The sequence below is a fragment of the Acetobacterium sp. KB-1 genome (assembly GCF_003260995.1).
In the GTDB taxonomy this organism is placed as follows: Bacteria; Bacillota; Clostridia; order Eubacteriales; family Eubacteriaceae; genus Acetobacterium; species Acetobacterium carbinolicum.
In genome coordinates, this window is the sequence record NZ_CP030040.1 from 1,760,237 (window position 1) to 1,774,091 (window position 13,855).

Here is a 13,855-nt window from a genome sequence, read left to right on the forward strand (position 1 = left end):
GTCAACCCGAGTACCGACAACCCGAATTTTCAACAGCCACAGGTTTGCGTGTCATGTGTTTCTCTGCTCTTTGCGGTCATAGCCAAATACTACTAACAGGTGAAACGCATGAAAATCGGATTTATTGGTGCCGGTAAAGTCGGCACCGCCATGGGTATTTTTTTTACACAAAATAGTCTGACCCTATCGGGTTACCTAAGCCGCAGTGAGACCTCCTCTCAATGCGCGGCCAAAGCGACTGACTCCGCTATTTTTTTCAACCTTCCCAGCCTTATAACCGCAAGTGAAGTGATTTTTATCACCACTGGCGATGATCAGATTCCTGCGGTTATCAATCAACTCGTCCAAGCTGCCTGCTTAACCGAGCGTCATACTCTTGTCCATACCAGCGGCGCTCTGTCCACCGATCTTTTTGATCCGCTTTCAGCTTCAGGGTGCGGTTTGTGTTCACTTCATCCGATCATGAGTTTTTCTGATCCTCTCACGGCGTCTCAAAATTTAAAGCAAACGGTTTTTACCCTCGAAGGCAATGACAAGGGTCTGGCCGCTGTACAAAAAATCCTTAAGCTCACCGTCAATCCCTATTCCGTGATTGACAAGGGCGATAAGGTGCTCTACCATGCCGCTGCCTGTATCCTCTCCAACTATCTGGTGACCCTGATTGATTCGGGTTTTTTACTGCTAAAAAGCACCGGAATTGCCGACGACGAAATCACCCGAGCCTTTATGCCGCTGATCACCGCTACGCTGGAAAACATCGAAAAATCTGGAACGGTCAATGCCCTCACCGGCCCTCTGGTTCGGGGCGATGAAAACACCATCGCCAAACACACCGAAGCGATTAAGACGCAAACCCCGGAATTTCTGACGCTCTACCAGACCATGGGTTTAGCGACCATTGAGATGATCAAGGACAAACGGATTGATGGTAACACCTATGATCATTTGAAAAATCGACTAAAATAAAAAAATAAAGGAAGTAACTAATGAAAAGTAAATTTACTGTCAGCTCTTTTTTACAAGCCAAAGCAAATCAGGAAAAAATCACGATGCTAACGGCCTATGATTATTCAATGGCCAAAATCGTCAACGATGCCGGCATTGATGCGATTCTGGTGGGCGATTCTCTGGGCATGGTGGTTCAGGGCTATGAATCGACCCTGGAAGTGACCATGAACGACATGGTGTACCATTGCAAAGCCGTTGCCCGGGGTGCCGAAAACGCCCTGATTGTCGGCGATATGCCCTTTTTATCCTATCACATTTCGGTTGAAGACGCCGTTCGCAATGCCGGCCGGTTGATTCAGGAAGGTAAGGCTCACGCCGTCAAACTTGAAGGCGGTATCGATCAGGTTGACAATGTCAAGGCCATTGTTAAGGCTCAGATTCCGGTCATGGGACACATCGGTCTGACGCCCCAGTCAGTTAACATGTTCGGCGGATTTAAGGTTCAGGGCAAGGATATTACAAAGGCTCAAAAAGTCATTGATGATGCTCTGGCACTGGAAGCAGCGGGCGTTTTTGCGATTGTCCTGGAAGGGATTCCGGAAAAATTGGCGTCCCTGATTACTAAAAAAATATCCGTTCCCACGATCGGCATCGGTGCCGGTCGCTACTGCGACGGTCAAGTGCTGGTAATTCATGATCTACTGGGGATGTACTCTGGTCAATCGCCGAAGTTTTCCAAGCGCTATGCGGCACTGAATGCGACCATTCAAGAGGCTGTCAAGAGCTATGTCACCGAGGTAAAGACGACTCAGTTCCCGGAAGCAAAGCATACCTTCACTATTGATGATGACATCATCAATGAATTGCAGCAATAAACCATGAAGATTGCCAAAACAATAACGGAACTAAAGACTTATCTTGAAGCTATTGGTGGCGATAAAACGATCGGTTTTGTCCCGACCATGGGCTATCTTCACGACGGCCATCTTTCGCTAATCAAAGCCGCGCATGCACATAATGACGTAACTGTCTTGAGTATCTTTGTCAACCCCACCCAGTTTGCCCCGGGCGAAGATCTGGATGCCTACCCCCGCGATTTTTTAAGAGATTCCCGTCTTGCCGAAGCCGCCGGAACCGATCTATTGTTTTTTCCTGATCCGGCCGAGATCTACCCGGCGGGCGCTTCCACCTTTGTGGAAGTCGAGGGTGAGATCACCAAAAAACTCTGCGGTCAGTCCCGACCGACTCATTTTAAAGGCGTGACGACCGTGGTGACGATCCTTTTTAACCTCATCAACCCCAACATCGCTTACTTTGGCCAGAAGGATGCCCAACAGGTGGCAGTGATAAAAAAAATGGTTCGGGATTTACATCTGCCTGTCCAGATTGCGGTCTGTCCGATTGTCCGTGAAGCGGATGGTTTGGCGATGAGTTCCCGAAATGTGCTGCTACATCCGGAGGAACGAAAACAGGCTCTGGTTCTCAGTCAATCGCTGGCTGCGGCTAAGGCCCTTTATCAAGCTGGCGAACGCTCAGTCAAAGTTTTAACCGCAGTTATTGTCAACCACATCAATTCGATGCCCCTTACTCATATTGATTATGTTGAAATCCTGGACTTTGAAACCCTGGCAAACATTGAGACCATCACATCACCAACCCTGGCAGCCGTGGCGGTTCGCTTTGAGAAAACCCGGCTGCTTGATAATATCATTTTAGATTAAGAGGTAATTTATGTATATCACCCTATTTAAGTCAAAACTCCATCGGGCAACAGTCACTGAGGCTGACCTCAATTATGTCGGTAGCATCACCATCGATGCAAAGCTGCTGGAACAGGCCGATATTCTTCCCGGTGAAAAGGTTCAGGTGGTCAATGTCAATAACGGTGAACGCTTTGAAACCTATACAATTGTGGGTAAACGGAGCAGCGGTATTATTTGTGTCAATGGCGCTGCGGCGCGACTGGTTCATAAGGGCGATAAGGTGATCATCATCGCCTATGCGATGATGGACCGGAAAGAAGCGCTCAACTTTAAACCTCGGGTTCTAATTCTGGATGATGACAATCATGTGACCGCACTTAAGGATCATGAGGTTCATGGCCAGAGTCATTAGTTCTCAAACATTCATTCTTAATAAAGTTTCGACAACAAAGCCAGGTATGATTAATCATACCTGGCTTTGTTGTCGGTACTGGGTTATCTTTTTTTGACAGTCTGAGCGAGCTATTATTTTTCATACCTCGCTTTAAGTTTATTCCGTAACGCCGGAGTTTATAATCCCATTAACACGTCAACCTCATGATTTATTTTATCATTGACCAGGTTGATAACATTTCTGGTAGAGACGATTCCATCTACTGAGATGATTTTAACGCCTTTATTGACCGCATCTGGATTTTTTACGTTTATGTGATAGTTTGTTTCCTGGTAGCGATAGCAAATTTGATATTCTTTCAATGTTCTGGGAATACAAGGGTCCATAACAATGGTCTCACCATTTTTCTGGAAACCCAGAATGTATTCAAGACCCGCCCGATACATCCAACCGGCCGCACCGGTATACCAGGTCCAACCGCCTCGACCGGTATGTGGATAAGTGGAATAGACATCGGCTGCCACCACGTAGGGCTCTACCTTATAACGGGTATAGTCCCGCATGTTGGTGGTGTGATTAATCGGGTTAATCAGTTCAAACAGCTCCCAGGCTTTATCGCCATCGCCCAGTTTGGCAAAGGCAATGATGGCCCAGGCCGCTGCATGAGTGTATTGTCCGCCATTTTCACGAACTCCCGGAATATAGCCCTTGATGTATCCGGGTTCCAGTTCAGACTGATCAAAAGGCGGTGTCAGCAGCTTAATCAGGCCGTCTTCACGGCTAACCAGGTAATCATCCAGTGACTTCATCGCAGTAAGGGACCGTCCGGCTTCTCCGGCTCCGGAAATAACCGACCAGCTTTGAGCAATGGAGTCGATTTTACACTCACTGTTCCCAGCCGACCCCAATACATCGCCATTGTCGAAATAAGCCCGGCGATACCAGCTCCCATCCCAGGCTGTTTTTTCAATGGCCGCCATCATTTTCTCTTTAACACTTTCATATTTTTGGGCCAGTTCCAGGTCGCCCTTTTCTTTACAAATAGGCATAAACAGGTCCAGATTGGCAATCAGGAACCAGCCTAACCAGACACTTTCACCTTGGCCCTTATTACCAACGGTGTTCATTCCGTCATTCCAGTCCCCGGAGCCCATCAGCGGCAGTCCATGTTCTCCAAATTTCAGGGAAATTTCAAGGGCCCGCAGACAATGTTCATACAAAGAAGCTGTGGTTTTAATTTTCCAGGGAACACCGCATTTTTCATCTTCAAATTCACCTAGTTCCGGCTCTTCGATAAAATTCACATCTTCTTCTAAAATTTGGTGATCGCCGGTGATGCGGATGTACTCGGCGGTGACATAAGGCAGCCATAATCGATCATCCGAAAAATGGGTCCGGGTTCCCAAACCCAGGGGCTCATGCCACCAATGCTGAACATCGCCCTGAACGTACTGATGACTGGCATGGAGCAGGATTTGAGCCCGGGTAATTTCCGGCCATAAATTAGCAATGGATAAGGCATCCTGGAGTTGATCTCTAAACCCGAATGCGCCACCAGCCTGATAAAACCCTGATCTTCCCCACAATCGGCAGGAAATAACCTGATACTGAAGCCATCCATCCAACATCAGATTGATCGAAGCTATTGGTGTTTCCACCTTTATTATTCCTAACTTGCTTTTCCAGAAACCGATGACTTCGTTTAGCGCCTCCTGAACATTTCGCAACTCACGATACTTCTGGCTCAGTACCTCTACCTCACTTTGATTGTTTCCGATTCCCATCAGGAAGGCAACATCCTTCCGCTCATTAGGTCCCAGGGTAATTTTCACCTGAATGGCCCCGCAGGGATCAAAGCCGGCACCTAAAACCCCGTCAAGACTTATATTGGCCAGACCTTCTGGTCGGGACATATTCCCATTACCCAAAAAGGCTTTACGATCACTGGTCACCGATCGTTTAGCGATTGATGCATCAAGCAACAGTACTTCGCCCGGAAAGCTTTCATTATAGGGATTTCTTATTAATAGGGCGCCGGAATTATCCTGCTCGGTATTGATGTGCAGGGCTGTCGCCTGATCACTGACTCCCAGTACGGGCCTGATATAGTAAGTCAGGGTTATATGTCGTTCCTGATTCGATTCATTTTTTAAATTAATCAGACTTATTTTTACCGCATCTGTTGTTGGAACAAACTGAATCATCCGTTGTTTGATACCATGACTGGCGTGTTCAACATTAGTATAGCCAAAGCCATGCTTAATGGTATAATCTTCCGCTTCCCGAATCGGTAGTGGGGTGATGGTCCAGATTTCTCCAGTGTCGCCATCGCCCAGATAAACCACTTCTCCCGGGGGATCGGAGACAACATCATTTGACCAGGGGGTGAGTTTGTTTTCCCGGCTGTTTTGATACCAGGCATAACCGGAGCCAGATTCAGAAACCATAAAGCCAAAGCTTTGGTTAGCGATCACATTCACCCACGGTGCCGGGGTATTTTCACCATTTTTCAGATGGATGATATACTCACTGCCGTCCTTTTTAAAGCCGCCAATGCCATTATTATATAAACGTTCCGGTTCATCAGTTTGTGACACCGAGTAATTAATCGGCTTGCTGCTTGCCACGATTTTTTCAGGAATCAGTTTAGCCGCGACGGATTGATAAACGCATTCAATTTGTTCCCGGAGCGTTCCCATACCGCCTTTTAAAATAACCCGGGCAACAGCATAGAGCAGAGGTATGTCGGTCGCTGCTATTTTATTTTTTTCCAGAATAAAGAGATCCTCACTAGTTTTTAGCATTTCGTGGGTTTGTTTGGATAAGACCATGTCAGAAATCAGGGCATATAAGGGCAGTGAGTAAGAGTATTCCTCTTCACTTAAGATCACCAGATCCACATTTAAGCCCATCAGACGCCAGTATTCATGCGCCTTTAAAACTTCAACCAATAACTTGACCTGGTCGATGTTAGATAAATCGATCACTACAATGGGATTGTCTCCGGAAATGCCATATTTCCACAAGGCCGACTGACCCTGGGTATTTTTAAGGATTATTTCCTGATTCATCATCTTTGTCGGGCTTAAAAAAACAAGATGAGAGATCATATCCTGATAAAGTTCGGACTCGTCAGTATCTAAATTGAGATATCGGGTTTCCACCTGACTCCTTGTTAAGGCCAATTTGAAAGCACCTTCGATCGCACTGGGAGTATGATATTTATCAATCAGGTTAAGAATCGATTCTTTGCTTTCACAAAAGGCCGTGACAAACGAAAATGAGGCGGTTTTTCCGGCCTCGATGGTCACCTTGATCCGGGTACTCATGACCGGATCGAGCACCGGTCCACTGGTGCTCGACAGAGGTCTGTCCTGATTGATGACCACCGGATTTTGGGAGTTGTTGCCCCGGCCGATAAACTGCATCCGATCAGTCTCGTACTGGATCTCGCCCTCTAGATTACTGTTGGTCACAATGGCATTGGCCAGCCACACGCTTTTATCACTGTCTGATCGGGGCCGTCGGGTGGCAATGAGGCATTTTCTATGATGCTCTATTTCTGTTTTAATAAAGAGATTACCAAAAGCCGGGTGGGCAATATCTCCGGCCTGGGTTGCCATAACCAGTTCAAAATAGCTGGTCAATTCCAGGGTACAGGCTTTTTTGCCGTTATTTTTCAGGGTGATTCGTCTGATTTCGACGTTATCACCAGAGGCTACAACCACCTCAGTTTTCGTCTCAATATCACCATCAGTACGCTTGAAGGTGGCTTTATCGGCAGTAAAAACGACCTCATATTGATCAGGCTTTTGATTAAGCGGGCCATAGGCCGCCGACCAGACGGCTTTACTCTCGACATTTTTTAAATAGAAAAACGTGCCATATTGATCCAGGGTGCTGTCTTCGCGCCATCTTGTTACCGCTGCCATTTTGCTTTTACTATAACCAGTTCCCCGCTCGGTAATCATCACCGAATAATTGCCGTTAGAAAGAATATGGGCTTTGGGTAGAATGGTATTTGGTTTTGTAAAGCGTCGCACGGCACTTATCTCTTTGGCGATCTTGCCCTTGTAGGGCACCAGTTTTTCCTTTGTTCCCTTGGTAAAGATCAGATCAGAAGAGACTTTTTCCTGAAGCAGCAATCTGGCGGCATGGATTTCCGGGTCATTATGAAAACGGGTTTGCATGATATTGTGATTGACGCAATTGTTGAGTGCCATTAAACTCATTCCCTGATGGTGAGCCATAAAACTTTTTACTAATGCCCGCTTTGTTTCAAAACCCAGTCGTTCCGGGGTATAATCAGCAGCTTCATAAAAACCATAGGGTCCTTCCAGACCATCGGCCTTTAGCCTTCTAATATTTTTAATTGCTGCTTCCGGGTTAACCATCAATGCCAGGAAAGTGGCATAGGGCGCAGTCACAGCATCATCAATTAAGCCCCGTTTAAGCCCCAACCAGGGAACTCCGATGGCCTTGTATTTATAATCGTGGTGTTTATCCATCGCATGGTAGCCGGATTCGGATGTGCCCCAAGGCATTTCCCGCTGATCGCCGTATTTCATCTGACTTTTTATTACAAAAGAATAGGTTTCGTCCAGCAAGGTGTTCTGATAGCTTTTCATAATCAAAAGGGGCATTAAATATTCAAACATGGTGCCTGTCCAGGAAATCAAGCCTTTGTAATGGTCCACATTCGTTAGTGCCCGTCCCAGTTTAAACCAGTGTGAGGCCGGAATCTTGCCTTTGGCAATACAGATATAGCTGGTTTGACGGGCCTCTGAGGCCAACAGGTCATAAAATGAATTGGTCAGCTTATTGTCTTCCAGATTAAACCCGATACTGAACAATTCCTTTTTCTTGTCATACAGTGGTAGAAATTCCATCGCATCGACGAGAGCATCGATCCGTCTGAGTAAGTTGGTATACTGATCCACAAAGTCCTGACTTGCTGTCGCAGCAGCACTGAGGGCGATCTTTGTTTCTTCCAGCCAGGCTAGTTCCTCACGGTAATCGTCCTGGTCCCATTTTTTAACAGCTTCTAGCAAGCGGTTGACCATGGCAACGGTTTGCTGATGATGCTTTGGCAAATCAATCAGGTCGGCATTATCGGTTAAGCGGATTTTGAAATTTTTAAGATCCTCAAACACCGCATCACTTGCTGCTTCTTTTTTGGCCGCAGCCATATCCATCAAACGCTCCGGCATTTTATTAAGCAACCCGATGCCCGGCAGGAAGGTTGTCATTTCGGTGTTGAACAGGGTGATCATCGCAACGATTTTTGTTTTCCAGACACCTTCATCCAGTTCTGCCATGGCGTCGGCCTTGATCAGGGTCTCTAGCGTATGATGCCATTTTTTTAAATCCACCGCTGTCTCTACGTTGTCTCTCATAGGGATTTTCCCATCGACAGCATAATCGGTTTTTCCAACGCAATGAAGGGTATCCCGGATTCCACTTAAAAACCGTGAATCAATCAGAGGACTTTTAAGGTAGTCCAAAAGCCCCTGTTTCAGGGTAACCAGGTAACAAAGAAAATTTCCGCTATCGACCGTTGAAATATAGGCCGGACGCAGGGGTTTTAGGGTTAGGGTATCATACCAGTTAAGTAAATGACCCTGCCATTTTTCCAGCCCTTCAATGGTATCAACGGTTTTATCAATCAGCGCCATCATTTGCCCGGTTCCGATATAGCCAAAGTCTCTGGCTGTCAGTGGTGCCAGCAGACCCAGACCAATGTTGGTCGGTGATGTTCGCTGGGCAATACCTCTAGGTGGGTCAGCCTGATAATTGTCAGGAATCAGATAATGACTTTTAGCATTCGAGAAATCCTCAAAATAGCGCCAGGTTTTGCGGGTGATCCGGCCCAGTTCAGAAGACTCAGGCTCCGACAGTGTAAGCACCTTTTGCTGGTGATCCCTACTGATAAACCAGGCTATAACAGGACTGACAACCCAAATGGCAAAGAAAAACAGACTAAGCAGCAGTGCTTCCGGTTTAAAAAAGAGGGCCAGAATGACAGGTATCGGTGCCTGTAGCAGCGCCGCCTTCATGGTAAAAACATAACTGATCAGTGAATTTTTCTGAAATTTTTCGGTATCATCAGCCGTTACCCATTCCAGCAGGTTTTTTCGGGTAATAAAAACCCGTGTCAGGGTTACCATAATGGCATGGCTCATCAGCCAGGCCTGATAGGGCAAAAAGATTAATACCAGTAAGAACTGCATCAATACCGCTTTGAGACCGAACATCACCGGCATATACCGCTTGATCCGGTCGTTGCCAAATCGGGCCGATACAAGATAACCAATGATCCCCATCACCAGCGAAAAGATCTGCGGTAGCAGGAAAAAGCCAAACCAGAAAAAAATACTTCCCGGGAGAATTGAAAAGCTCAAAAAGACGAGTAGCATCAATGCTGGTGGTACCAGACTTCTTCTTAAATTATCAAACATTTTCCACTTCGACAGTCGCGATAGGGGGTTGAATATTTTATCGTGACGGCGGTCAAAAATTTTACGAAATAGAATTGGTACCAATTGCCAGTCCCCGCGAACCCAACGGTGCAGCCGGGCCGAAAAAGAATTGTATTTTGACGGGTAGGAATCGACCAGCTTGAGATCGGTAACCAGGCCCGTTCGCACATATGAACCCTCCAGTAAATCATGACTAAGAATGGTATTGTCGGGAATGGCATCCTTCATGATGGTCTGGAACACCGCTAAATCATAAATGCCCTTGCCAACAAAAATCCCTTCCCCAAAAAGATCCTGATAAACATCGGAAATAGCGGTGGCATAGGGATCAATTCCTTCCTGACCAGTGAAAATGCGGGAGAAAAGGGATTTATTTGAGCTTTCGTTCTCCACTTCGATTCGTGGCTGCATCAAACCATAGCCCTCGACCACGACCCCGCGCTGCTTGTCGATAACCGGTTGATTTAGGGGGTGTGCCATCGTAGCAATCATTTTTTTAGCCATTCCCATTGGCAAAATGGTGTCGCTGTCCAGGGTGATTACGTATTTGACATAGTCAAAGGGCGGTTTTTTTGCCGAAGCATAGACAAAACTGGTATCGGTGGCACCCATAATCAGGTCGTTAAATTCCATCAAAGCCCCTCTTTTTCGTTCCCATCCAAACCACTTATCATTTTTTTCATTATATTGACTGTCGCGGTGGAAAAAATAAAACTTATCACTGCCCACCGGGGCATATTTTAAATTAAGCGCATTGATACCCGCCAGAGCGGTTTTTATAATCTCGGGATCATCTTTCATCGCCGATTTGTCGGCATCGCTAAATGCTCCGACCAGGGCAAAGTAGAGATTATCTTCCCGGTTGGAAAGATAATGGCTTTCCAGACCCGCCAATAATTCCTTGACCCGTTTCTGATCGGAAAGCAGAGTTGGCACTGCAACAATCGTGCTCATGCTTTTGGGAATCCCTTCTCTTAATTGAAGTCTTGGGAAAAAGGCCGGTTTTAAGGCATGGGAAACAATCCAATTGACCGCATCCACGGCAATTTCCGATGCCGGAATCAGCACCGCAATAATGACCAGCACCGAAAACAGGACCAGATGTGAGGATGCCGTAATCGTCGCGTAACGGACGGCCGCCAATAAAAAAAGCAGCGTAATCAGACCCATGGAACCCAAATAGAGGATGCCCGGATTTTTTATGCCCATGCTTTCTGCTTTTGGTCTAAAGCTGTTAATCTTTTTTTCTTTGTTTTCCAGGCTTTTAAGGCCCTTGCCAATCAGATAATACCCGACATGCCAGGTTTTCTGGATGGCGGGATTTTCCAATTGAGATTGGTCCCGGTCCGCAAAGGCTTCTTCGGCAAACAAGATCGCCTCTTTGGCCAGATAAATTTCTGAGACCCCAAATCCCAGGGCCAATTCTTCCACTTTGGTCCGGTAATGACTCCGGGTGGCAATATCCATCAGAGGATAGGTTCCATCGGGGTCCTTTTTTAAAATTTGTTCGACCATACTAACCGTTTCAAAGAGCTCGGACCAATCCAGGGAAGAGAAAAAATGAAGACTGGTGATGGTATTGCCCATCGATATCGTATTAACGGATTGGGCCCCATGTTCTTTCTGGGTGATTTCTTCGGTGGTGGCACCGAGTTTATTTAAGTTTTCATCCATGATCCGTAGAACTTCGGCATAACTACGACCGGAACGCCTCAGCCGATAGAATAAATGCTCTACAAAAGCGGGGTTGGCTTCATCCTGGCTTTTTAGGCTGTCTTCGAAGAGTTTGATCGTTTTCTTTGGTTCATCGCCATCATTTTCCAGCCATTTAGTAAAAATCTTATCAGCCTTATGCCACTGACTCTGGGTTTTTTTTATTTCTTCACAAAGTTCCCGAATGTTTTCAATCAGGGCCAGGGTAAGCATCATTGGCAGCGCAACAATTTCCCGGTCAAAAAGAACGGCGTGGGACTGGTAGGCCTTTAAATAATCGGTCAGTATTTTTTCATCGATCTGACCGTCGGTATGAGCAACAAGCTCTACCGCCACCGCGAAAATCCGAATTTGTCCCTTGAGTGGACCCGACTTAAGAATCGGCAAGCGGTTATAATCGGATTTTTTCAAGTCCCGACGCATTCCTTTAACCTGCTTTTCAATGATATAAAAGTTATCAAGCAGCCACTCTGAAGCCGGTGGTACGGCCATCTTTTTCTGGAGATCGGCACTCAGATCCTGATACACATTCAAAATGAATTTATAGTTATCGTTCATCCTGACACTTGGCGATTTAATCGCTCTTTTCTTTACCGATACCGCATGTTCGATGGCAATTTTTTTGGCGTGTCCTTCTAATTCTTCACTTGAGAGCGATGCATCGCGCATGTTGAGTCGGGGTGATTTCCCCGATTTCATCAAAAAAATCCATAATAAAAACAGGATACAGCCAATCAATACCGTGCCCTCAATTAATAATCTTAAATAAACGTCCATTGATTCACAAATCCTTTCGTGATTTAAAACCCATTACGAAGCATAAAGTCAAACACTGTCATAAACCTACCGTACCGACCAATTGTTAATCTGTTGTTTGCTGCGGGATCGGACAGGCGATTGCCTGTTCGCTCCGATGCAAACAACATGATGTAACAATTGTCGGTACTACGTTATCTGTTTATCAAATAGTCTCTCATAGCTAATTTTTATAATAGGAAAAAATCTTTACACTTAAGTATATACCTCTTATATCGCTTATTAACCTTAAAATTACAAATAAACAATAAAAAGAAGTTAAATAAAAGTAAATTAATGTGAAACTTTTCCATATCTGACCTTTTTTTTTAAAAAAAAGAAGCTGATCGCGCTCGTTTCAGAGCGGGATCAGCCTCTTTCAGTACTTATCTGACTTTAATAACTTATCTCATTAAATGGATCGCTTCGCCGTTTACGGCGTGGGCGGCTTCCATCAGCGATTCGCCAACGGTGGGGTGAGCATGGATGGTGGACTTAAGTTCTGCTACCGTTGCTTCCAGGCGAATCGCCAGAGCTCCTTCGACAATCAGATCAGTGGCCCGGGGACCGGCCATGTGCAGTCCCAGGATTTCGCCGGTAGCAGCATCCGTAACGTATTTGACCAGCCCGGTCGTTTCGCCAATGATCATCGCTTTGCCATTGACGGCCATGGGGAAATTACCGACCTTTACGTCATAACCCGCTTCTCTGGCCTCGGCCTCAGTGAGCCCCACGCCAGCCAGTTCCGGTTTGGTATAAACACAATAGGGGATCGTTTTAAAATCAATCTGTGACCGGATTCCGACAATGGTTTCTACTGCAAATATCCCTTGGGCCGATGCCACATGAGCAAGCATGACCCCGCCATTGCAATCGCCCACCGCATAAATATGCGGCTTATTCGTCTGCATTTTCTGATTGACCTTGATTGCGCCTCGCTCCGTTTTTATGCCGGCCTTTTCCAGTTCCAGGGTACTAAGTTCTGGTTTTCGGCCCACCGAGAGCAGCACTTTTTGAGCTGTCACAATTTTTTCTCCCGCTTGGGAACTGGTCGTAACCGCCAAGCCGTCAGGACCTTCCTTAATTGATTCGACCTTTGTTCTGGTAAAAATTTCCACGCCATCTTTGATTAATTTATCTTTTAGCGGTTTAACAATATCCCGATCCATAGTGGCAACAATGTCCGGCAACATTTCGATGATCGTAACCTTACAACCAAAAGCATTGTAGATGGTAGCAAATTCACAACCAATGACGCCGCCACCGATGATACACAAGCTCTCGGGAACCGCTTCAAGTGATAAGGCCGCATCACTGGTGATCACATCGGGGTGAACACTTCCCGGGATCGGCGGAATTACGGGTTTTGAACCCGTTGCGATAATGGCAAAGTCAAAATCGATGACTTCTTCATCTTTGCTTGTTTCGTCTTGATTGATATTATAAGAAACTTTAATTTGATGATCATTTAAAAAAACGCCGGTTCCCATTATTTGGGTAATGGTGTTGTTCTTTAACAGGGCCTTCACGCCACCCACCAATTTTTTTATAATTTTTGTCTTTCTTTTCTGGAGTGTTTTCCAGTCGGCTTCATAACCAGAAACTGTGATTCCCAGTTCTTTGGCATCGTTTTTCAGAACATCCAGGAGTTCGGTGGTATGCAAAAGCACTTTTGTGGGGATACAGCCAACATTGAGACAGGTTCCACCTAAGAACTTGTTTTCAATCAGAGTTACCTCCGCGCCTAAATGAGCTGCCCGGATGGCTGCCACATAACCGCCCGGGCCACCGCCAATAATGACAATCTTCATGATTCTACCTCC

6 protein-coding genes are annotated in these 13,855 nt (G+C 46.0%); 4 read left to right on the top strand and 2 right to left on the bottom strand.

Annotation, left to right across the window (positions count from 1 at the left end):
* The first annotated feature begins 108 nt into the window (after window positions 1-108).
* Genes DOZ58_RS08115 through panD form a run of 4 tightly spaced genes read left to right on the top strand, consistent with a single transcriptional unit; the run spans window position 109 to window position 3,063 of the window.
* Window positions 109-966 (top strand): Rossmann-like and DUF2520 domain-containing protein, encoded by an 858-nt coding sequence (locus DOZ58_RS08115; RefSeq protein WP_111887846.1) that lies wholly within the window; start codon window positions 109-111, stop codon window positions 964-966.
* Window positions 967-986: 20 nt separating this feature from the next.
* Window positions 987-1,823: a 3-methyl-2-oxobutanoate hydroxymethyltransferase gene (gene panB / locus DOZ58_RS08120; protein ID WP_111887847.1), complete on the top strand. Its 837-nt coding sequence runs from the start codon at window positions 987-989 to the stop codon at window positions 1,821-1,823.
* Window positions 1,824-1,826: 3 nt separating this feature from the next.
* Window positions 1,827-2,669, top strand: coding sequence for a pantoate--beta-alanine ligase (gene panC, locus DOZ58_RS08125; protein WP_111887848.1), 843 nt, complete (start codon window positions 1,827-1,829; stop codon window positions 2,667-2,669).
* A gap of 10 nt (window positions 2,670-2,679) precedes the next feature.
* Window positions 2,680-3,063, top strand: a complete 384-nt coding sequence (panD, locus tag DOZ58_RS08130; protein ID WP_111887849.1) for an aspartate 1-decarboxylase — start codon at window positions 2,680-2,682, stop codon at window positions 3,061-3,063.
* A gap of 158 nt (window positions 3,064-3,221) precedes the next feature.
* Here the strand turns inward: panD and DOZ58_RS08135 are convergent, their stop codons facing one another.
* Window positions 3,222-12,014, bottom strand: coding sequence for a GH36-type glycosyl hydrolase domain-containing protein (locus tag DOZ58_RS08135; protein WP_111887850.1), 8,793 nt, complete (start codon window positions 12,012-12,014; stop codon window positions 3,222-3,224).
* A gap of 422 nt (window positions 12,015-12,436) precedes the next feature.
* Window positions 12,437-13,843 (bottom strand): dihydrolipoyl dehydrogenase, encoded by a 1,407-nt coding sequence (lpdA, locus tag DOZ58_RS08140; RefSeq protein WP_111887851.1) that lies wholly within the window; start codon window positions 13,841-13,843, stop codon window positions 12,437-12,439.
* Window positions 13,844-13,855 lie beyond the last annotated feature (12 nt).

Excerpts from the sequence above, each read along its gene's own strand:
- panC (WP_111887848.1), top strand. The coding sequence starts at position 1,827 with ATGAAGATTGCCAAAACAATAACGGAACTAAAGACTTATCTTGAAGCT.
- panD (WP_111887849.1), top strand. The coding sequence starts at position 2,680 with ATGTATATCACCCTATTTAAGTCAAAACTCCATCGGGCAACAGTCACT.
- lpdA (WP_111887851.1), bottom strand. The coding sequence starts at position 13,843 with ATGAAGATTGTCATTATTGGCGGTGGCCCGGGCGGTTATGTGGCAGCC.
- DOZ58_RS08135 (WP_111887850.1), bottom strand. The coding sequence starts at position 12,014 with ATGGACGTTTATTTAAGATTATTAATTGAGGGCACGGTATTGATTGGC.
- panB (WP_111887847.1), top strand. The coding sequence starts at position 987 with ATGAAAAGTAAATTTACTGTCAGCTCTTTTTTACAAGCCAAAGCAAAT.
- DOZ58_RS08115 (WP_111887846.1), top strand. The coding sequence starts at position 109 with ATGAAAATCGGATTTATTGGTGCCGGTAAAGTCGGCACCGCCATGGGT.